We start from the raw sequence: 20,809 nt of genomic DNA on the forward strand, positions 1-20,809 counted from the left end.
CTCAGCCCTTGGGCTCGATGATGAGGTTGGTCATCCGTGCGGTGGAGAGCCGCTTGCCGTCCTCATTGGTGATGACGATCTCGTGGCTCGTCATCTGCCGCCCCACGCTGATGGGAGTGCAGGTGGCGTAGGTGTGCCCCTCGCGGGCCTGCCGATGATGCGTGGCGTTGAGCTCCGTGCCCACCACAATCCTGTTCTCGTCCTCGAGGCTGATGCGCACATGCAGCAGAGCAGCGATGGAGGCGACCGTCTCCGCGTGGAGCAGGTGCGCCCCGCCGTGCATGATGCCGATGGTCTGCTCATTGCCGGCCACAGGCATCCTCGAGACGATCTTCTCCGGACTCATCTCTTCGAAGACGATTCCGGCCTTGGCCGCAAGCGGGGGAGTGCCCTGGATGCGGAAGTACTTCCGATACTCGGGGGCGAATCCCATAGCCTCCATACGAGCATCGCGCTCCGCATCATCGGGCACGGGGGTGGGCACAGCGGCCATAGGGAATCCGGGCTGATACTCGATCTTCTCGGTCATAGCGCCCACCCTACTGACTCATCGCGCCAGCGGTAGGGTGGTGCTGTGACTTCTGAGGGCAACAAGCTGCTGGTGATCGACGGGCATTCGATGGCGTTCCGGGCGTTCTACGCCCTCCCGCCGGAAGGCTTCCTGACCAGCTCAGGGCAGTACACCAACGCCATCTACGGCTTCACCAACATGCTGCTCAAACTCATCAGGGAGGAGCAGCCCACCCACGTGCTGCTCGCATTCGACCTCGACACCCCCACCTTCCGCCACGAGACCTACGACGACTACAAGGGCGGGCGGGACAAAGCCCCCGAAGAGTTCAAGGGACAGGTCGGACTGATCCAGGAGGTCGCAGAAGCCCTGACCATCCCGGCCGTCACCGTCGAGGGCTACGAAGCGGACGACATCGTAGCCACCTACGTCACCATGGCCGAAGCCGCCGGGTGGCAGAGCCTCATCGTCTCCGGAGACCGCGACGCCCTGCAGCTGGTCACCGACAGCACCCACCTGGACTATCCGACCACCGGCCTGTCCAAAACCCTTCGCCTCGACCCCGAAGGGGTGGAGGCCAAGTACCTCGTCAGCCCCGGACAGTACCCCGACCTCGCGGCATTGGTGGGAGAGTCGGCCGACAACCTTCCCGGCGTGCCCAAAGTGGGCCCCAAGACCGCCGCGAAGTGGATCGGCCAGTACGGCTCCACCCGAGGCATCATCGACCACGCCGACGAGATCAAGGGCAAAGCCGGCGAGAACCTGCGGGCCGCGCTCGCCGACGTCGAACGGAACCTGGAGCTGAATCTTCTGGTGAGGGACCTCGACGTGCCGGTGACTCTGGAGGACTCGGTGCTCACTCCTCCTGACAGAGAGGCCGTCGAGCCGCTGTTCGACGCCCTGGAGTTCAACCAGATCCGCGAGAGGCTCTTTGAGACGTTCTCGGCACGGTTCCCCGACGCAAATCTCGACGCGGAGCCTACTCACGCCCTTCCCGAGGTGAAGGTGGTCTCCGACGCTGAAGGGCTCCGCAGCTTCCTCCATGCCCACGAAGGGCCCCTGGGGCTCGCTGTGATCATCGACACGTCATATGAGTCTCTGTCGACCAAAGCCAAGCGCGATGACGCTGCCCGCAGTGCGGAGGCCATCGCGGTGGCGCTGGTCGCCGCGAGCAGCAGCCCCGAGCGTCCGGCCGCCGGTGCGGCCATCTCTCTCACCGACGCCGACCAGGCGCTCGAGTCGGAGCTGGCGGCCTGGCTGGCGGACCCCGCGTCCCCCAAACTCGTCCATGACTTCAAGGACGCCGGCAAACGCCTCGCATGGCGGGGCCTTCGGCTCAGGGGGGCAGTGGAGGACACCCTCCTCTCCGGCTACCTCATCCAGCCGGACCGGCGCAGCTTCAGCTTCTCAGACCTCGTGGCTCAGCATCTGAACGGATCCGTGGAGCCCAAGGACTACATCGGCGGTGAGGAGTTCAAGAACCAGGAGGAGGCCACCTCCCAGCAGTCGCTGTTCGACGACGAGCCGCTGGCCGGGGTCTCCGAGGCTGACCTCGCACGCGCCGCGGTCCATGGGATGCTGCTGCACCCTCTGTCCGGGGCTCTGCACTCTCAGCTCGCTGACCGCAGGGCAGAGGGGCTGCTCTACGAGCTGGAGCTTCCCCTGGCTGAGATTCTGCTGCAGATGGAGCTGACGGGGATCGCGGTCTCTGAGGACAAGCTGGCGGAGCTCGACGCCGAGTTCGAAAGCGCGATCGGCGCCTCGGCTGAGGCCGCGTACAGCGTGGTCGGGCACGAGGTGAATCTCGGTTCGCCCAAGCAGCTCCAGACGGTGCTCTTCGACGAGCTCGAGCTGCCCACCCAGGGGGTGAAGAAGAACAAAACGGGCTACTCCACCGATGTTGAGACCCTTCAGGAGCTTCTGGCCAAGACGCAGAACGAGTTCCTGGTGCACCTGATGAGCCACCGGGACTCCTCCAAGCTGCGCCAGACGGTCACTGGTCTCACGGAGGCGATCGGCGACGACGGCCGGATCCACACGACGTACGCCCAGACGGTGGCCGCCACCGGAAGGCTCTCGTCCCTGCACCCGAACCTGCAGAACATTCCGATCCGCACGTCGGCGGGGCGGAAGATCCGCGACGCCTTCGTGGTGGGCTCGGGCTATGAGACGCTCCTCACCGCAGACTATTCCCAGATCGAGATGCGCATCATGGCTCATCTCTCCGGGGATCAGGAGCTGATTGAGGCCTTCCGCGCAGGCGAGGATCTGCACAGCTTCGTGGGAGCCCGTGTCTTCGGGGTCGGCACGGAGGACGTGAGCCTCGAGCAGCGGTCCAAGGTGAAAGCCATGAGCTACGGCTTGGTCTACGGCCTCTCCAGCTTCGGGCTGTCGAAGCAGCTCAGCATCGGCGTCGATGAGGCCCGCGACCTGATGAACGAGTACTTCGAACGCTTCGGCGCCGTGCGCGACTATCTGCGCGACATCGTCGCTCAGGCCAAGAGCGACGGCTACACCTCCACGATCTACGGACGGCGCCGGTACCTGCCGGATCTGACCAGCGAGAGCCGCCAGCTCCGCCAGATGGCAGAGAGAGCGGCTCTCAACGCGCCGATCCAAGGCTCCGCCGCCGACATCATCAAGCGCGCCATGATTGACGTTGATTCGGCGCTGGCGCAGGCGCAGCTGCGCAGCCGCGTGCTCCTCCAGGTCCACGATGAGCTTGTGCTTGAGGTCGCCGAGGGTGAGCGCCAGGACGTGGAGAGGCTGGTCGTGGAGAACATGGCCGGGGCCGCCGAGCTGGATGTTCCGCTGGACGTCAACGTGGGGACCGGTGCGACCTGGCACCAGGCCGCACACTGACTCCGCGAGGGGCTGAATTCAGCGGCGATCGAGGAGGCTTTCGCGACAGTTGAGACGGTTGTCTCAGCGGTATAGACTGACCGGGCGCGTTCTGCGCACAGAGTCGATCCGACCTCTGACACAGAAGAGCTTTTGTCATTTGTCCGTCGCTCAGTGCTAAGGAAGAACTGTGCACTGACCCTAGAAGAACAATCCATATCGGAGCCCCTACTACATGACCACCACCGCAACCGCCCCCGGTGCCCCTCAAGTCGCCATCAACGACATCGGCACTGCCGAGGAGTTCCTGGCTGCCGTCGACGCCACGATGAAGTACTTCACCGATGGCGACATGGTTGAAGGAACCATCGTCAAGGTCGACCGCGACGAGGTTCTCCTCGACATCGGGTACAAGACCGAAGGCGTCATCCCCTCCCGCGAGCTGTCCATCAAGCATGATGTTGACCCGGATGAAGTCGTTCAGGTCGGTGACCAGGTCGAGGCTCTCGTTCTCCAGAAGGAGGACAAGGAAGGCCGCCTGATCCTGTCCAAGAAGCGCGCGCAGTACGAGCGTGCTTGGGGAGACATCGAAAAGGTCAAGGAAGAGGACGGCGTCGTCACCGGCACCGTCATCGAGGTCGTCAAGGGCGGCCTCATCCTCGACATCGGCCTGCGCGGCTTCCTCCCTGCCTCACTGGTGGAGATGCGCCGCGTCCGTGACCTTGCGCCCTACATCGGCCAGGAGATCGAGGCGAAGATCATCGAGCTCGACAAGAACCGCAACAACGTGGTTCTGTCTCGCCGCGCATGGCTGGAGCAGACCCAGTCCGAGGTCCGCTCGTCCTTCCTCAACAAGCTGGAGCGCGGCCAGGTCCGCAACGGCGTCGTCTCCTCGATCGTCAACTTCGGCGCCTTCGTGGACCTCGGCGGCGTGGACGGACTCGTTCACGTCTCGGAGCTGTCCTGGAAGCACATCGACCACCCCAACGAGGTTGTGTCGGTGGGCGACGAGGTCACCGTCGAGGTCCTCGAGGTGGACATGGACCGCGAGCGCGTCTCGCTGTCCCTGAAGGCCACCCAGGAAGACCCGTGGCAGACCTTCGCCCGCACTCACGCCCTCGGCCAGATCGTGCCCGGCAAGGTCACCAAGCTCGTTCCCTTCGGCGCCTTCGTGCGCGTCGAGGACGGCATCGAGGGCCTGGTCCACATCTCCGAGCTGGCCGTTCGGCACGTGGACCTCGCAGAGCAGGTCGTCTCCGTCAACGACGAGGTCTTCGTCAAGGTCATCGACATCGACCTCGAGCGCCGCCGCATCAGCCTCTCGCTGAAGCAGGCCAACGAGGACGTCGACCCGGACGCTGAGGAGTTCGACCCCGCCCTCTACGGAATGGACGCCGAGTACGACGACGAGGGGAACTACAAGTACCCCGAGGGCTTCGACCCGGAGACCAACGAGTGGATGGAAGGCTACGACGAGCAGCGCGCAGCCTGGGAGGCCCAGTATGCAGCCGCCGCCGAGCGGTGGGAGCAGCACAAGGACCAGGTTCGCAAGGCTGTCGAGGCCGACGCCGAGGCAGCCGCCGAGGCATCCGTCTCCACCGGTTCGTCCTCATCCTCCTCCTCGCGCTCCGAGCGTCGTCCCGCCCCAGAGTCCGGCCAGAGCAACTACTCCTCCGCCGAGGAGACCGTTGACGCCGGCACCCTGGCCTCGGACGAGGCGCTTGCTGCGCTTCGTGAGAAGCTCACCGGCAACTAAGCACGTACGATCCGCCGGGCTGTGACCCGGTGATCACCATCAATGACCCCTGGAGGCTTCTCCAGGGGTCATTGTTTTTTGTGCACACACTGCATAATGTGGAGATTCGTTCAGAGCTGAATCGCACAGGTGCTCGGACTGAGTGCTAGGTACATACCGAAAGGTCATAATGCTTCACAAGGTCCACGACCTGCTTCGACTGCGGACAAACCCTCTTCTGTTCTTCTCCTCGTCGATCATTATGTTGGCGTTCGTCGCAGTCACGCTCATCATTCCGGATCAGATGGGGGAGACCTGGGGTACCGCGGCGACGTGGATCTTCGAGAACTTCGGATGGTTCTTCATCCTGGGCGTCTCCATATTCCTGCTCTTCCTCATCTACATCGGCGTGAGTCGGTTCGGGCGTCTGAAGCTGGGCGCCGATGAGGAGAAGCCGCAGCACTCGGATCTGGCGTGGTTCGGGATGCTCTTCGCAGCCGGCATCGGCACCATTCTCATGTTCTGGGCCGTTGCGGAGCCTGCCTTCCACTTCGACACCCCGCCGCGAGGCGCGGAGATGGGCATCGAGGGCTACACCGAGGAGGCAGCCCGAGAGGCGGTGGGCTTCACCCTCTACCACTTCGGACTGCACACCTGGACGATCTTCGCCCTCCCGGGGCTCGCGTTCGCGTACTTCATCTACAAACGCAATCTTCCCCCTCGCGTCTCATCCCTCTTCCAGCCCATTCTCGGCGACGGCATTCACGGTCCCGTGGGCAAGGGAATCGACATCTTCGCGATCGTCGGCACCATATTCGGCATCGGCATGTCCATCGGCCTCGGGACCACCCAGGTCCACGCCGGCCTCGCGGAGCTGACCGGCCTGCCAGATGTGTGGTGGGCCTTCGTGGTGATCATCGGCACCGTCACCGTCATCGCCACGATCTCTGCCGTGGTCGGCATTGACCGGGGCATCAAGGTGCTGTCGAACTTCAACATCGGCACGAGTGTGCTGCTGCTGCTGTTCGTCATCATCACCGGGCCGACGATCTTCCTTCTGCGCGGCATGGTCGAGGCCGCAGGAATCTACGTCAGCATCCTCCCCGAAGTCATGTTCTGGAACGACACTCTCGCGGACAGCGGATGGCAGCAGGACTGGACCATCTTCTACTGGGGCTGGACCATCTCATGGGCGCCCTTCGTCGGGATCTTCATCGCCCGCATCTCCCGGGGTCGCAGCGTCCGGCAGTTCGTCGCCGGAGTTCTGGCGCTTCCCACGCTGTTCAGCATCATCTGGTTCGGCACGTGGGCCACGGCTGTCTTCGACATCGAGTTCTTCGGAGAGGGCGGGCTCGTCGAGGGTGTGGTCGATGCCGGTGCGGAAACATCGATGTTCGCGCTGCTGGAGCATTACCCGCTCGCCACACTCACCAGTGCCATCGCCATCATGCTGGTGGGCGTCTTCTTCATCACGTCCCTGGACTCCGCCTCCCTGGTGCTGGATGACATGTGCAACGGCTACGACGGCGACGGACGGCCGAAGGGCACCACCGCGCCTCACCAGCGCGCCATCTGGGCCATCTACATCGGCGTTGTGGCGGCAGTGCTGATCGTCTTCACCGGTGAGGGCGGTGTCGAAGTTCTTCGCGACGTGGCTCTGGTCTTCGGGCTGCCGTTCTTCGTGCTCGCGTTCTTCATGATGTACAGCCTGAACCGGGCCATGAGGGAGGACGCCGGCGAGGTGAGCCACCTGCCGTCGCGGCGCTGGCTCAAGACGCTCCCGCCGGAGGAGTACGAGCGACGCATGGAGGAGGGCGACCCTGAGCTGGCTGAGGCTGTCGTGGCCCCGGACTACGCCGCCGGCACGGAGCCCGAGAACGCCCCGGAGGTCGATCACGCGGAGCAGCCGGAGCTCGTCCAGGAGTACCGACTGCGCACCGGTGAGAACATCAGGATCGACCCCACCACCGGGCAGCCCGCTCCAGGAGAGCGTCCTCCCCACATCTGATCAGTGCCGCGCACCAGGGGTCCGTGCCGAGCCGTTCGGCCCGGACCCCTGGTGCGTTCTGAGGCGTGGTGCTATACAGGATCCATGAGTTCGCAGCCGGATGATGCGCACGAGGTGAAGGATCAGCCCGACCAGGAGCGGTACGTCCTGCTCATGGACGGAGAGACCGCCGGCTTCCTGGAGTACCAGGATCTGGGCGACAGGCTCCGAGCCTTCGTCCACACTCAGGTCGAGGATTCCTATCAGGGCAGGGGAGTGGGCAGCCGACTCGTCGGCGGGGCGCTCGAACGCGCCGCCGAGAGCGGCTTGGCCGTGATACCGCGCTGCCCCATGGTGCAGTCCTTCATTCGTAAGAACCCGGAGCACGCAGAGCTTGTCCCCGAGGAGCGTCGCAAAGAGCTCTCGCTCTGACGACGCCTCGCATCACCTGGTCCGCACGTGCGTCCGCGAGCCGCCGCTGCGCAGCCGGATTGAGTCTCTCTCGCAGGCAGTACTCTGTTCTCTACGATGACTGCCTCCACGCAAAGCTCCCGACGCACCCCTGTCCGTGTCCTCATCCCCGCAGTTCTGACGCTCCTGTGGCTCGCGTGGACTGCGTGGGGCGGCCAGACGTTCGGGGCGATCTCCGAAGTCACCACCAACGACCAGGCCACATTCCTCCCCGCTGATGCGGAGTCGACCCAGGCCCTCGAGCTTCAGGAGCGCTTCGGGGATGACGATGCGGTCCCCGCCACGGTCATCGCAGCCCCGGTCGACGGGGAGCTGACGGAGGACCTGACGGCGGAGATGCAGGCTGCCGGTGAATCCGCATCCGACCTTGAGGGCGTGATCGAGGTGACGCCGCCGCAGCCTTCCGAAGACGGTGAGGCGGTACAGCTGACCGTCCTCCTGGACGAGGTCGCCGCAGAGGAGGGTGCGCTGACCGAGCTGCGTGAGCTCATCAGCAGCGAGCTGCCCGAGCAGGACTGGGACGCATACGTCACCGGGCCCGCAGCACTGTCGGCCGACCTGTCTGAGGCATTCGCGGGGGTCGACGGCCTGCTGCTGCTCGTCGCGGTGGTGGCGGTGTTCATCATCCTGGTCAGCGTCTACCGATCGGCCCTTCTGCCGATTCTGGTGCTCCTATCCTCCGTGGGCGCGCTGTGCGCGGCGATCACGGTCATCTACTTCATGGCGGACGCAGGGTGGATTCAGCTCAACGGCCAGGTGCAGGGGATCCTGTCGATTCTGGTCATCGGCGCCGCGACCGACTACTCCCTGCTTCTGGTGGCCCGCTACCGCGAAGAGCTGGCGAGCAGGAGCGACCGGTTCGGCGCCCTCTGGACAGCTGTGCGACGCTCGGCACCGCCCATCCTGGCCTCAGGAGGCACTGTCGCCGCTGCATTGCTGTGCCTGCTGCTGTCAGACCTGAACTCCAACCGAGCCCTCGGTCCCGTGGCGGCCACCGGCATCGTCTTCTCCATGGCCGCGACGCTGACGTTCCTTCCTGCCATGCTTGCCCTCCTCGGCCGTCCGGCGTTCTGGCCCAAGACGCCGCACGCGACAGCGGAGGGATCGGCCGGTCAGTACAAGCTGTGGAGCCGCGCGGCCTCACTGGTCAGGCGCAGTCCGCGCGTCATCTGGGTCACCGTGACGCTTCTGCTTCTGCTGGCCGCCGCGGGCGTGGGCCAGCTGCGAGCGGATGGGATCGCTCAGTCCGAAGTGGTTCTGGGAGAGACCGAGACGAAGTCCGGCCAGGAGCTTCTGGAGGAGCACTTCGACGCAGGAACAGGCGCGCCGACCAACGTCTTCGTGCGCAGCGGTGAGGCAGAGGCTGCCCTCGATGCTGTGCAGGACACCGACGGCGTCGCGTCGGCTCAGCTGCTTGCTGAGGGCCAAGCACCCGCCCAGGATGCGGAGCAGGCCCAGGAGGTCGACGGTTGGGTGCAGATCTCGGCCACGCTGAGCAGCCCGGGGGACTCGCCTGAGGCGGAGCAGACGGTCAGTGCGCTGCGCGGCGAGCTCGAGCAGCTCGACCAGGAGGCTCTGGTGGGCGGAACGACCGCTACGCAGCTCGACACGAACGAGACGGCGCAGCGGGACCTGACGGTCATTGTGCCCAGCGTCCTGCTGGCAGTGACGCTCATCCTCATCTTGCTGTTCCGTTCGATAGTGACGCCTGTGATTCTGGTCGTCACCACGGTGCTCTCGTATCTGGCTGCCCTGGGCATCTCGGCGCTGGTGTTCAACCATGTCTTCGACTTCCCCGGCGCCGATCCCACCGTTCCGCTGTACGGATTCATGTTCCTGGTGGCGCTGGGAGTGGACTACAACATCTTCCTCATGACCAGGGCGCGGGAGGAGACGCCGAAGCATGGGGCCTCGGAGGGCGTGCTTCGGTCCCTGGTGGTCACCGGCGGGGTGATCACCTCCGCAGGCGTGGTGCTGGCCGCCACGTTTGCGGCGCTTGCCGTGCTGCCGCTGATGTTCATGGTGCAGCTGGCCTTCCTGGTCGCATTGGGCGTGGCGATCGACACGTTCGTGGTCCGGACGCTGCAGGTCCCGGCCCTGTGCGCCGATATTGGGCGCCGCATCTGGTGGCCGTCGCAGCTGTCACGGAGCCGCTCAGGCGCAGCGGGGCCGTAGACTCGGGAGCATGTCCAAGAGTGTGAGTGTGGGTCTGACCGGGGGGATCGCATCCGGAAAGTCTGCGGTCGCGGACCGGCTCGTCGAGCATGGAGCGATCCTCATCGATGCTGATCTGCTCTCGCGTCAGGTGGTGGAGCCGGGCACTGAGGGGCTGGCAGAGATCGTGGAGACGTTCGGCCGCGGTGTGCTGACTGAGGAGGGCGCGCTTGATCGTGCGGCGCTGGCGCAGGTGGTCTTCAACGATGAGGACGCGCGCATGAGCCTCAACGCGATCATCCACCCGCGCGTCCGGCATGAGGCACAGCTGCAGCGCGAGGCTGCCCCGGCCGGCAGCGTAGTGGTCGAAGACATCCCACTGCTGGTGGAGGGCGGGCAGCAGGATCGCTTCGACACAGTCGTCGTCGTCACCGCCCCCCATGCTGAGCGGATGCGGCGCCTGGTCGAAGACCGTTCCATGGAGCCGGAGGAGGCTGAGCGTCGCATCGAAGCGCAGGCCACGGATGCTCAGCGCGTCGCCGCCGCCGACGTCGTTCTCGACAACTCGGGAACCTTGGAGGAGCTTCATCAGCAGGTGGACGAATTTTTCGCCGGACTGGAGCGTTGATCCCCCTATGTCTTTAGCCCCGAAGATCAGCCGCACCGTCGCGCCGTTCAAGGTTGAGAGTCCCTATCAGCCCTCCGGCGATCAGCCCAAGGCTATCGAGGAGCTGGCTGAGCGGGTCGAGGGCGGCGAGAAGGACATCACCCTCATGGGCGCCACCGGCACGGGCAAGTCGGCGACGGCTGCGTGGCTGATCGAGAAGGTGCAGCGGCCTACGCTCATCATGGTCCAGAACAAGACCTTGGCCGCCCAGCTGGCCAACGAGTTCCGCGAGCTCCTCCCGCACAACGCCGTCGAATACTTCGTCTCCTACTACGACTACTACCAGCCCGAGGCGTACGTCCCTCAGACGGACACGTTCATTGAGAAGGACTCCTCCGTCAACGACGAGGTGGAGAGGCTGCGGCACTCAGCGACCAACGCCCTGCTGACCCGCCGCGACGCTGTGGTCGTCGCCACCGTCTCGTGCATCTATGGTCTGGGGACTCCGGAGGAGTACATCTCCCAGATGGTTGCTCTGAAGCGTGGGCAGCAGATTGAGCGCGACGAACTGCTGCGCCGCTTCGTGGGGATGCAGTACGTGCGCAACGACACCGACTTCCACCGGGGAACCTTCCGTGTGCGCGGCGACACCGTTGAGATCATCCCGATGTATGAGGAGCTTGCGGTGCGCATCGAATTCTTCGGCGACGAGATCGAAGCGATCCACACTCTCCACCCGCTGACTGGGACTGTGGTGCGCGAGGAGGAGGAGATGTACATCTTCCCCGCCTCCCACTACGTGGCCGGAGACGAGCGCATGGCGGCAGCCATCACCCGGATTGAGGACGAGCTGCGGGACCGGCTGGCTGAGCTCGAGGCGCAGAACAAGCTCCTGGAGGCGCAGCGGCTGCGCATGCGCACCACCTATGACCTGGAGATGATGCAGCAGATGGGGTTCTGCAACGGCATCGAGAACTACTCGCGGCATATCGACGGCCGCGGCTCCGGCACCGCACCGCACTGTCTGCTGGACTATTTCCCCGACGACTTCCTGCTCATCGTGGATGAGTCCCATGTGACCATTCCGCAGATCGGCGGCATGTACGAAGGTGACATGTCCCGCAAGCGCACCCTGGTCGAGCACGGCTTCCGCCTGCCCTCGGCGATGGACAACCGGCCGCTGAAGTGGGATGAGTTCCTCGAACGGATCGGGCAGACCGTCTATCTCTCCGCCACCCCCGGCAATTATGAGCTGGGGCAGTCCGACGGCGTGGTGGAGCAGATCATTCGTCCCACCGGGCTTGTGGACCCCGAAGTGGTGGTGAAGCCGACCAAGGGCCAGATCGATGACCTGCTGGGCGAGATCAAGGCGCGCTCGGCCCGGAATGAGCGCGTCCTCGTCACGACGCTGACCAAACGGATGGCCGAGGACCTCACGGAGTACCTCCTGGAGCACAGCATCAGGGTCGAGTATCTGCACTCGGATGTCGACACGCTCAAGCGTGTGGAGATTCTTCGTGAGCTGCGGAAGGGAACATACGACGTCGTCGTCGGCATCAACCTTCTGCGTGAGGGACTGGACCTCCCGGAGGTCTCTCTGGTCGCCATTCTCGATGCGGACAAGGAGGGCTTCCTGCGCTCCACGACCTCGCTGATCCAGACGATCGGCCGAGCCGCCCGCAACGTGTCCGGTCAGGTGCATATGTACGCCGATCGGATCACAGACTCGATGCGGCGCGCGATCGACGAGACGGATCGGCGGCGGGAGAAGCAGATCGCGTACAACGAAGAGCACGGCATCGATCCCACGCCGCTGAAGAAGCAGATCGCGGACATCACAGATCTCCTTGCCAGGGAGGATGCGGACACCGCTGACCTGCTGCAGGGCATGGGTGGGCTCGCTACGGGCTTCAAGTACGGCAAGGGCCACCGCGGGTGGACCGGCTTCCAGAAGGATGACGACGGTGCGGATTCTGACCAGCCCGGCGGAGCGAAGGAGTCCGCGATCTCCAACACTCCGGCCAAGGACACCGCAGAGCTCATCGAGCAGCTCTCAGCACAGATGCACAACGCTGCCGAGGAGCTGAACTTCGAGGTGGCGGCCCGGCTGCGCGACGAGATCGGGGATCTGAAGAAGGAGCTCCGAGCCATGCAGGCCAACCAGTGATGGGCAGCGGAGGCTCCGCTAGAGTATGGATGTGAGCACCGCATCGCAGCCGCAGCCTCCGCAGGTCACTCCGCTGGCGGAGGGGCTGACTGCCAGAACCTTCGCTCCCGCCCTGGACGCAGACGGGAACCCGGACGCGGGGACCGGAGCATTCCATCGAGCTGTTGCGCTCGGCTTCTACGAATCGACGCCCACCGACGAACGGATGAGGCTGCAGGAGCAGGTGCTCGTCGGGGACGGGCAGCGCATCACCGGCGTCTACGTGGACCCGGGCAGCGCGTCGCTGAAGCACTGGGGCGAAGCCCACGAGCAGCTCACCTACGGCTCCGAGCACCCTGTGGGCACATTCATCGATTTCGACAAGACGCTCAACGCCGGCGGGCCGCAGCTGATCGACGCGTTCCTCATCACCGGGGTGACGGTGGACGCCTCATACCGGCGGCGAGGCATCCTGAAGCATCTGATGACCAGCCGGCTCGCCGCCGCGGTCGAGGACGGCAAGGCTGTGGCACTGCTGACCGCCTCTGAGGGCAGCATCTACGGCCGCTTCGGATTCGGACCCGCCACCCGGGAGCACCAGGTGCGGATCAACGTCAGCCGCGCCGGAGAAGCGTTCGGGCTCCGCCGCCAGCCCTCCGGTCGGGTGCTCACGGCCGACCCCTCCAAGCTGGGCGACGTCATCGATGAAGTCTTCGCCGGCCACCACGCCGTCACCCGCGGATCGGTGGGCCGGCTGCCGGACTATCGCCGCTACGGGACGGGGGAGTGGACCCCCGATGACATCACCACCCCGTGGCGCGGTGCCCGGGCCATCATTCACGTCAAGGATGACGGCCGCATCGGCGGGTACGCCGTGTTCACCTTCAGGGGGTGGGATGAGGAGCCGTTCACGATGCGTATCAGCGACCTCATCGCGGTGGATGCTGAGTCGCAGATCGAACTCATCCGGCACCTGTCTGCCATGGATATGGTGGAGCGGATCAGCTGGGACGGCGCTCCCGCTGAGGACCCGCTGAGATGGGCGCTCGTCAACCCTCGAGCCCGCCGTGCTGCGCGGGAGAGCGATGTGCTCTGGGTGCGAGTCCTGGACGTTCAGAAGGCCCTGGAGAATCGGGCCTGGGGCGCCGACGGCGATTTCACCCTCGAGGTCGCGGACCCGCTGGGCATCGTGTCGGGACGCTGGCGCGTCGTCGTGCGTGCCGGCTCAGCCCAGGTCGCCGCCGTGACGGGGGACAGGGACAGCGGGCCGCTGCTGCGCACCGATGCTGAGACCCTGGGCTCCATGTACCTGGGCGATGTCAGTGTGCGCACCATGCACAGTGCTGGACGCGCCGAAGCGGCCCCGGCGGACCTCGACCTGATCTCTGCTGTCATGGACCTGCCCACCGCGCCCCACTGCGCCACACACTTCTGAGCACTCGGCCCCCCGGACAGGGCCGCAGCCCGGTGGGATCAGAGCTCTCCGACCCTCCACACCCTGACCACAGGGGTCTCCGCCTCGTCGGAGGCGTTGAGGTCGATCCAGGCGTGGATGGCCCAATCATGGTTGGACTGGTCGTCATCCAGCACCTGGGAGGCATGCCAGAAGCGGCCCTCGGCGTCGGGAGCATCCGCTGGGTCCTTCGTCACACGGAAGAGGCCCGCCGCGCGAGCCTTGGCATCGACATAGACGTCCTCGTACTCGCCGAAGAACGCGTCCAGAGCCTCGCCCCACCGGTCGGCGGAAGCAAACTCAGTGCCGGCAGGCTCCAGCTCCGCGAGCGTGCGCTCCTTCTCCTGAGCGAACAGCTCAGCCCTCCGGAACATTGCGTTGCGGACCATGACGGTGAAGGCCCGCTCATTGGCGGTGACCCCCGAAGGCGCTGCCGGCTCCGCATTCTCCTGCTGCCTGCGCTCCAGTTCGGCCAGCCGCGCCGGGTCGTCGCCGGCCGCTAGGCGCTCCCACTCCTCCAGGAGGGAGGAGTCTGTCTGGCGGACGAGCTCGCCCAGCCATTCGGTGAGATCCTCCAGCTCCTCGCTGACCTTCTCCCGAGGAACGGTCTGCCGCAGGGTCCTGTACGCGTCGGTGAGGTAGCGCAGCAGCACGCCCTCGCTGCGCGCCAGCCCGTAGAAGTTGATCGCGTCGATGAACGTGAACGCCCGCTCCACCATGTCCCGGACGACCGACTTCGGCTCCAGCTCATGGTCGGCCACCCACGGGGCGGAGGATCGGTACACCTCGAACTGCTGGGTCAGCAGCTCCGCCAACGGCTGCGGGTGCGTCATATCGTCGAGGATCCGCATCCGCTCCGTGTAGTCCACCCCCTCAGCCTTCAGCTCCGCGATCCGCTCGCCCTTGAGCTTCTTCACCTGAGCACCCGTCACCTGATACGGAGTGTCGAGAATGGACTCGATGACGCTGACGACATCGAGCGCATAGGTCTCCGACTCCGGGTCCAGCAGCTCCAGGGCTGCCACCGCAAAGGGGGCAAGAGGCTGGTTCAGCGCGAAGTTGTCCTGAAGCTCCACCGTGAGGTCAACAGTCCGACCGTCCTCATCCGGCTCGTCGAACTTCTCCAGCACACCCGCGGCCAGCAGCTCACGCAGAATCTCCAGAGCCCGGCGCTGCAGCTGAGCCTGCCGGGCCTTCGACTCATCTGAGGAGGTGATCAGCCGCCGCATTGCCACGATCGGGTCCTCGGGGCGGTTCAGCAGGTGCAGCACCATCGCGTAGGTCACCTGCATGCGCGAGACCATGGGCTCCGGCTGAGCCTCCGTCAGCTTCTCGAACGTCTTCTCGCTCCACGAGACGAAGCCTTCCGGAGGCTTCTTCTTCGGCTTGGACTTCATGGCCTGGGACACTTTGGCCTCGTCCCCGGCGTGCTTCGCCTGCGCCTTGCGAAGAGCAGCCTCATTCTCAATGACATGCTCAGGCGCCTGCACCACCACAGTGCCCTCCGTGTCGTACCCGGCCCGACCGGCCCGCCCCGCGATCTGATGAAACTCGCGGGCGTTGAGCTGGCGCACGCGCTCGCCGTCGAACTTCGACAGGGCAGTGATCAGCACCGTGCGGATCGGCACGTTGATCCCCACGCCGAGGGTGTCAGTGCCCGAAATGACCTTCAGCAGGCCCTCCTGGGCGAGCTGCTCCACCAGACGGCGGTACTTCGGCAGCATGCCCGCATGGTGGACACCCACCCCCGACTTCAGCAGCCGCGCCAAATCCTTCCCATATCCCTTCGAGAAGCGGAACCCAGAAAGGCGCTCGGCAAGCCGCTCCCGCTCATCCTTGGAGAGCAGGCTCAGGCTCATCAGCCCCGAGGCCTGCTCAGCAGCGGCACGCTGCGAGAAATGCACCGCATACACGGGAGCCTTCCCCGTCTCAGCAAGCTGCTCCAGCTTCTGAACCAGCGGGGTGGTCGAGTACTCGTAGTCCAGCGGCACCGGCCTTGCGGCCGAAGAGACGGTGACGACATCGCGGCCCGTATGCTCAGCGATGCGTCTCTCAAACCCCGACGTGTCCCCGAGGGTCGCCGACATCAGCAGGAACTGCGCCTGCGGAAGCTCAACAAGGGGCACCTGCCACGCCCATCCGCGATGCGGGTCCGCGTAGAAATGGAACTCATCCATGATCACCGGGCCCACGTTCGCCGCAGGCCCCTCACGAAGCGCCTCATTGGCGAGAATCTCTGCCGTGCAGCAGATGATGGGCGCATCCGCGTTCACCGACGAGTCACCGGTGACCATACCGACGTTCTCCGCGCCGAAGACCTCCACCAGCGAGAAGAACTTCTCAGACACCAGCGCCTTGATGGGCGCCGTATAGACGCTGCGCTCGCCTCGGGACAGTGCGAAGAAGTGCGCCGCCAGCGCCACCAGCGACTTCCCCGACCCCGTCGGCGTCGCCATGATCACATGGTGACCCTCCGCCAGCTCCGCGACCGCATCCTCCTGAGCCGGGTAGAGGCTCAGCTCCTGCGAGGAGACCCACGCCTCAAAGGCTGCGAACAGCTCCTCGGGCCCAGGGGCGGCCCAGGAGTCGGACAGCTTCTCGAGCTTCGTCGGTGCGCTCACCAGCCCCGCCGCCTCCACTCGCTCAGATGCGGACGCTCAGTGCCCAGCGTCGTGGGATCGCCGTGACCAGGATGGACCACACTGTCATCCTCGTAGACGGCGAACAGCCGCGCCTCCACATCATCGATCAGCTGCACGAAGTCCTCATCCGACCACGTCTTGCCCACGCCGCCGGGAAAGAGCGAATCCCCCGTGAACAGGTGCGTGGGCCCATCCTCGACGTTCAGGGCGAAGGCCAGGGAGCCGGGCGTGTGACCGCGCAGGTGGATGACCTCCAGCGTGACCCCGTCATAGGTCACCGTCTCTCCATGTGTCAGCAGACGGTCCACCGCCACACCCTGCTGCGCCTCGATCTCGCCGGCGTCGCGCTCGCCGGCGAGAAGCTCGACGCCGGCGACGTCGAACTCCGGAAGCGCGCGGATGTGATCCCAGTGCTGATGCGTGGTGAGCACCGCCTTCACACCGGGCGAGCAGGGGGTGTCGCCGACGGCGCGGCCCATGAGCTCCCTGATCGCCGGCGCGTCGTCCGCTGCGTCGATGAGGACCTGCACGCCTGACTTCTTGGCCGTCAGCAGGTACACATTGTTGCTCATATCGGAGACCGCGATGCGACGAATCGTCACGGCAGGAAGGTCGTGTATCAGGGAGCTTTCCGCGGGCATGCCGCTCAGTCTATGTGCCACCGCCGATGGACACGCCAGTGAGGTGCGTCGAATCCTGTCGACGGCAGGGTCAGGACGACAGCAGGCCCGCCGCGATCTCCCGCGCCTCGGAGAGCAGGCTGCCCCCATAGATCCGGTGGTGAGCGAACGCGCCCTCCGCCAGCAGAAACAGGTGGTCAGCCAAGCGCTGAACATTCGGGGTCTCGGGGAGGTCCTCCTCGATGAGCTCCCTCAGGCGCTCGCAGACCGCGTGCTTGTGCCGGCGGATCATGGGATATGCCGGGTGGTCCGCAGGCAGCTCCGCCGCGGCATTCAGATATGCGCAGCCGCGCGTGATGGTCTTGGCATCCTGCATGTAGACGTCGAAGAGCGCGAGAGCTCGGGGGGAGTCCGCCTTGCCGATCGCGGCCTCGAGCTCGGGCCACCAGCACTGGTGCCGGTTCTGCAGGTAAGCGGCGATCAGCCCGTCCTTATTGCCGAAGTTCTTGTACAGGATGGGCTTGGTCACCCTCGCTTCAGCGGCGATGGTGTCCACACCGACCGAATGGATGCCCTGCTCGTAGAACAGCTGCGAGGCGATGTCGAGGATCGTGCGAGCCCCCGGGGTCAGGCTGTCCAGGTCGATGGGCTGGTGGTCCATGCGCACTCCTTGACTAAACAGATCCGTAACCCGTAGCTTCGGCCCAGCAGGTTACTGATCTGTATATCTTCTCTTTCGGCTCAGCCGAGCAGAAAGCTCACGCGCCAATTCTAGGAGTGCCCATGAGCGGAGTCGCCCCGTGACAGTCGCCGAACAGTCCCCAGCCGCGCCCCACGTCCTGACTCGCCGCCAAGCCTCCCAGTTCGCAGGAGCAGGCCTGGCGCTCATCGCCGTCTCCTACGGCGTCGCGCGCTTCGCCTATGGTCTCTTCGTCCCGGCCTTCCGCACGGAGTTCGGCCTCGATCCCACGCAGGTGGGACTCATCGGCTCTCTCAGCTATGGCATCTACTGCATTGCCATCTATCCGGCCATGATGCTCACCCCCCGCTTCGGCAGCCGGCGGCTCACCGTCTTGGCCGGAGCGCTGGCAACCATCGGCATGGCGCTCGTGGCGCTCGCGCCTTCCGCGGCCGTGCTGACCCTCGGAGTCGCCCTGGGAGGGCTCAGCACCGGCATCGTCTCTCCGCCGCTCGCCCATGCGGTTGCTCTGCGTGTGCCGCGCGTTCGCCGCGACCGCACACAGGCGATCGTGAATTCAGGGACCGGGCTCGGCGTGGCACTGTCGGCCCCGGTCGCCCTGCTGACTCTCGAGCACTGGCGGAGCGCGTGGCTCGCCTTCAGCCTCGCAGCCCTGATCGTCACGCTGTGGGCCGCCTTCAGCGTTCCTCGCACCCGCGAGGCGAAGACATACACCGTCGCGGTCCGCTGGCACGGCGGCCGGCGCCGCCTGGTCAAGGACATGCTGCCGGACCCGCTTCTTCCCGAGGGCGCGACGAAGCTGCTCGTCACCTCATGGATGCTCGGCATGGGAACGGCGGCAGTCTGGGTATTCGGACGCGACGTCCTCATCGACACCGGAGGCCAGGGAGAGATCAGCTCCACGCTCGCATGGGCTGCGCTGGGAGCATGCGGACTGCTGGGCGCCGGCGCCGGCGATCTTGCCTTCAGACTCGGGCTCACGCGTGCATGGGCTGTCAGCTGCCTGTGCATCGCAGCCACGACGGCTCTGATCGGCTCAGCGCCCCAAATGGTCGCCCTCAGCGTGGCGGCCTCCGGCCTGTTCGGAGCCGCGTACATCGCCACCACCGGCCTCCTGCTCATCACCGCAGCCAGTACCTACCATCAGCAGCCTGCCTCCGGCGTCGGGCTCTCATTCCTCACGCTCGCACTGGGGCAGGCGATCGGGGGCGCCCTCCTGGGCAGTCTCATCGACAGCGCCGGCGCGGCGCTCGCCTTTGCCGGCGCGGCCGCATTGACCGGCCTCTCCGCGGCGCTCGCTCCCTCCAAGGCCATCAGCACACGCACCCAAGAGATCGCAGTCCTCCGTCAAGGAGATGTCGGCGCGCAGAATGCTCAGGAGTAGGACCTGCAGAGGACAGCGGTGCGGGGAGGCCCTGTTCAGCCCATCTTCATGCGCTCAGGATGAGGGCGCCGCGGCAGAGGTCGTAAAGTGCCGGATCTCGGCGGCAAGGTCTTCTGCGGAGTGCGCGAGCGCAGCGGCGCCCTCCCCTTCGAGCTCTCCGTCGAGTGCGTAGCCCCAGGTGACCCCGATGCAGGGGATCCCATGGCGAGCTGCCCCCTCCACGTCGAATTTCCGGTCGCCGACCATGACCAAGCCCGGCAAGGAGGCGTCGGTGTTCGAAAGGCCCAGCTGCTGGAGAGCGGAGGCGATGATCGGGCCCTTGGAGGTGTGCGGAACGCTTTCGTCCGGATCTGAGCCGGCCACAGCGTCGACCGAGCCGCGCAGACCCTGAATGTCGAGCAGACGCTCAGCCTGTGGGCCGGGCTTCGATGTGGCGACGGCGAGGGCGCAGCCCTGGCCCCTCAGGCTGCTCAGAAGGTCTCGGATGCCGGGGTAGACCTCGGAGGCTGCCATGCCCTCGCGCATGTAGCCCTCCCGGTAATGCTCGATGAGCTTGGGCACCAGCTCCTCAGTCACTCCGGGAAGCGCTTTGAGGCTCGTGGCCAGCGGCGGCCCGATGAAGCTCCTCAGCCGGTCTTCGTCTGGAACCCGAATGTTGTGCGCCTCCAGGGCGGCGGATATGCCTCCGGTGATGGCACCGGCAGGATCCACCAGTGTGCCGTCCAGGTCAAAGATCACAGCAGGAGCACTCATCCGCCATATCTTTTCACGGGCGGCGCCGGTGCCCCTACACTCACCGAGTGACCGACATTCTGGTGATCCAGCACGAAGAGACCGTCGGCCTGGGGCGCCTCGGCCTGTGGCTGGAGGCGGCGGGCGCTCATCTGCGCATCTGCAGGCCGGACCGAGGCGACCAGGTGCCTCCGCGCGCAGGAGGCGCTGACGGCCTCATCGTGCTCGGAGGGACCGCCGCCCCGCACGACGATGACCGATGGCCGTGGCTGCCCGATGTCCGAGCCCTGCAGAGGACGGCGGTGGACGCTCGCCTGCCTACGCTGAATATTTGCCTGGGTGCCCAGCTGTGCGCCGCGGGCTACGGCGTGGACGTGTTTCGACGCACTGCTCCGCAGCTCGGAGTTGCCGAGCTGACCCTCAGGCCTGAGGCGCAGGAGGACCGGCTGTTCCGCGGCCTGCCGGAGCACCCTCAGGCCGTGCTCTGGCACCAGGAGGAGATCGCGCAGCTTCCGGCCGGTGCCGTGCACCTGATCGAGGGGACCGATGCGCCGGTGCAGGCGTTTCGCATGGGAGACTGCGCCTGGTCCGTCCAGTTCCATCCCGAGCCCGATGAGGAGACCCTCGCTGCCTGGGCCCTCGGGCCCGGCTCCCTCGCCGCGGGCAGGGGCCCGGAGGAGATCCTGGCCTCGTTCGCCCGCCGGGCAGAGGACATCGAGGCTCATTTTCAGCCTGTGGCCGAACGCTTCGTCGAGGTGTGCCGCGCTGAGGCGGCATCGCCCTAGGACGAGGTCCTCGAATGTTTGTTCGATCATGGGTCGGCCCA

The 20,809-nt window shown here is 65.8% G+C and carries 15 protein-coding genes; 10 read left to right on the forward strand and 5 right to left on the reverse strand.

Features of this window, described 5'->3' with window-relative positions; all coding sequences use genetic code 11:
* Position 1: 1 nt before the first annotated feature.
* Positions 2 to 529 carry a hotdog fold thioesterase gene (locus tag FS388_RS11590; RefSeq protein ID WP_146341549.1) on the reverse strand — a complete coding sequence of 176 codons (528 nt, stop codon included), beginning with the start codon at positions 527 to 529 and terminating at the stop codon, positions 2 to 4.
* 45 nt (positions 530 to 574) lie between these two features.
* Between FS388_RS11590 and polA the strand changes: the two genes are divergently transcribed.
* From polA to FS388_RS11630, 8 genes are all read left to right on the forward strand, one after another.
* On the forward strand, positions 575 to 3,373 hold the full coding sequence (gene polA, locus FS388_RS11595; protein ID WP_256369552.1) for a DNA polymerase I: 2,799 nt from the start codon (positions 575 to 577) through the stop codon (positions 3,371 to 3,373).
* Positions 3,374 to 3,587: 214 nt separating this feature from the next.
* Positions 3,588 to 5,108, forward strand: coding sequence for a 30S ribosomal protein S1 (gene rpsA, locus FS388_RS11600; protein ID WP_146341550.1), 1,521 nt, complete (start codon positions 3,588 to 3,590; stop codon positions 5,106 to 5,108).
* Between the two features lie 169 nt (positions 5,109 to 5,277).
* Entirely contained in the window at positions 5,278 to 7,095 is a 1,818-nt protein-coding gene (locus FS388_RS11605) for a BCCT family transporter (protein WP_146341551.1), read from the forward strand.
* A gap of 84 nt (positions 7,096 to 7,179) precedes the next feature.
* Positions 7,180 to 7,506 carry a GNAT family N-acetyltransferase gene (locus tag FS388_RS11610; protein WP_146341552.1) on the forward strand — a complete coding sequence of 109 codons (327 nt, stop codon included), beginning with the start codon at positions 7,180 to 7,182 and terminating at the stop codon, positions 7,504 to 7,506.
* 96 nt (positions 7,507 to 7,602) lie between these two features.
* Complete coding sequence (locus tag FS388_RS11615) at positions 7,603 to 9,720, forward strand: MMPL family transporter (protein ID WP_146341553.1); 2,118 nt, start codon at positions 7,603 to 7,605, stop codon at positions 9,718 to 9,720.
* Between the two features lie 10 nt (positions 9,721 to 9,730).
* Complete coding sequence (gene coaE, locus FS388_RS11620; RefSeq protein ID WP_146341554.1) at positions 9,731 to 10,327, forward strand: dephospho-CoA kinase; 597 nt, start codon at positions 9,731 to 9,733, stop codon at positions 10,325 to 10,327.
* Between the two features lie 7 nt (positions 10,328 to 10,334).
* The gene (gene uvrB, locus FS388_RS11625) at positions 10,335 to 12,473 is read left to right on the forward strand and encodes an excinuclease ABC subunit UvrB (protein WP_146341555.1); all 2,139 of its coding nucleotides are present in this window, start codon (positions 10,335 to 10,337) and stop codon (positions 12,471 to 12,473) included.
* Between the two features lie 31 nt (positions 12,474 to 12,504).
* Positions 12,505 to 13,887, forward strand: coding sequence for a GNAT family N-acetyltransferase (locus tag FS388_RS11630; protein WP_168198703.1), 1,383 nt, complete (start codon positions 12,505 to 12,507; stop codon positions 13,885 to 13,887).
* A 38-nt stretch (positions 13,888 to 13,925) separates the two neighbouring features.
* Here FS388_RS11630 and FS388_RS11635 read toward each other — a convergent pair whose 3' ends face one another.
* From FS388_RS11635 to FS388_RS11645, 3 genes are all read right to left on the reverse strand, one after another.
* On the reverse strand, positions 13,926 to 16,526 hold the full coding sequence (locus FS388_RS11635; protein WP_246836208.1) for an RNA helicase: 2,601 nt from the start codon (positions 16,524 to 16,526) through the stop codon (positions 13,926 to 13,928).
* Positions 16,523 to 17,188: an MBL fold metallo-hydrolase gene (locus FS388_RS11640; protein WP_146341557.1), complete on the reverse strand. Its 666-nt coding sequence runs from the start codon at positions 17,186 to 17,188 to the stop codon at positions 16,523 to 16,525. Before FS388_RS11640 ends, FS388_RS11635 begins: the two co-directional genes overlap by 4 nt.
* A 70-nt stretch (positions 17,189 to 17,258) precedes the next feature.
* Positions 17,259 to 17,828, reverse strand: coding sequence for a TetR/AcrR family transcriptional regulator (locus FS388_RS11645; protein ID WP_146341558.1), 570 nt, complete (start codon positions 17,826 to 17,828; stop codon positions 17,259 to 17,261).
* Between the two features lie 139 nt (positions 17,829 to 17,967).
* On the opposite strand from FS388_RS11645, the gene FS388_RS11650 reads away from it, so the two are divergent.
* A complete protein-coding gene (locus FS388_RS11650; RefSeq protein WP_146341559.1) occupies positions 17,968 to 19,251 on the forward strand; it encodes an MFS transporter in 1,284 nt (427 codons plus the stop codon).
* A gap of 54 nt (positions 19,252 to 19,305) precedes the next feature.
* On the opposite strand, the gene FS388_RS11655 is transcribed toward FS388_RS11650, so the two are convergent.
* Positions 19,306 to 20,004, reverse strand: a complete 699-nt coding sequence (locus FS388_RS11655; RefSeq protein WP_146341560.1) for an HAD hydrolase-like protein — start codon at positions 20,002 to 20,004, stop codon at positions 19,306 to 19,308.
* Positions 20,005 to 20,051: 47 nt separating this feature from the next.
* Between FS388_RS11655 and FS388_RS11660 the strand changes: the two genes are divergently transcribed.
* The gene (locus FS388_RS11660) at positions 20,052 to 20,768 is read left to right on the forward strand and encodes a type 1 glutamine amidotransferase (RefSeq protein WP_168198704.1); all 717 of its coding nucleotides are present in this window, start codon (positions 20,052 to 20,054) and stop codon (positions 20,766 to 20,768) included.
* The last annotated feature ends 41 nt before the right edge of the window (positions 20,769 to 20,809 follow it).

The sequence above is a fragment of the Nesterenkonia sp. NBAIMH1 genome (assembly GCF_007922635.1).
Classification (GTDB): Bacteria; Actinomycetota; Actinomycetes; order Actinomycetales; family Micrococcaceae; genus Nesterenkonia; species Nesterenkonia pannonica.

What these genes read in the sequence shown, in the direction of transcription:
- FS388_RS11640 (WP_146341557.1), bottom strand. Translation starts at nt 17,188, where the DNA reads ATGCCCGCGGAAAGCTCCCTGATACACGACCTTCCTGCCGTGACGATT.
- rpsA (WP_146341550.1), top strand. Translation starts at nt 3,588, where the DNA reads ATGACCACCACCGCAACCGCCCCCGGTGCCCCTCAAGTCGCCATCAAC.
- FS388_RS11610 (WP_146341552.1), top strand. Translation starts at nt 7,180, where the DNA reads ATGAGTTCGCAGCCGGATGATGCGCACGAGGTGAAGGATCAGCCCGAC.
- FS388_RS11605 (WP_146341551.1), top strand. Translation starts at nt 5,278, where the DNA reads ATGCTTCACAAGGTCCACGACCTGCTTCGACTGCGGACAAACCCTCTT.
- FS388_RS11615 (WP_146341553.1), top strand. Translation starts at nt 7,603, where the DNA reads ATGACTGCCTCCACGCAAAGCTCCCGACGCACCCCTGTCCGTGTCCTC.
- uvrB (WP_146341555.1), top strand. Translation starts at nt 10,335, where the DNA reads ATGTCTTTAGCCCCGAAGATCAGCCGCACCGTCGCGCCGTTCAAGGTT.
- FS388_RS11655 (WP_146341560.1), bottom strand. Translation starts at nt 20,004, where the DNA reads ATGAGTGCTCCTGCTGTGATCTTTGACCTGGACGGCACACTGGTGGAT.
- coaE (WP_146341554.1), top strand. Translation starts at nt 9,731, where the DNA reads ATGTCCAAGAGTGTGAGTGTGGGTCTGACCGGGGGGATCGCATCCGGA.
- FS388_RS11645 (WP_146341558.1), bottom strand. Translation starts at nt 17,828, where the DNA reads ATGGACCACCAGCCCATCGACCTGGACAGCCTGACCCCGGGGGCTCGC.
- FS388_RS11590 (WP_146341549.1), bottom strand. Translation starts at nt 529, where the DNA reads ATGACCGAGAAGATCGAGTATCAGCCCGGATTCCCTATGGCCGCTGTG.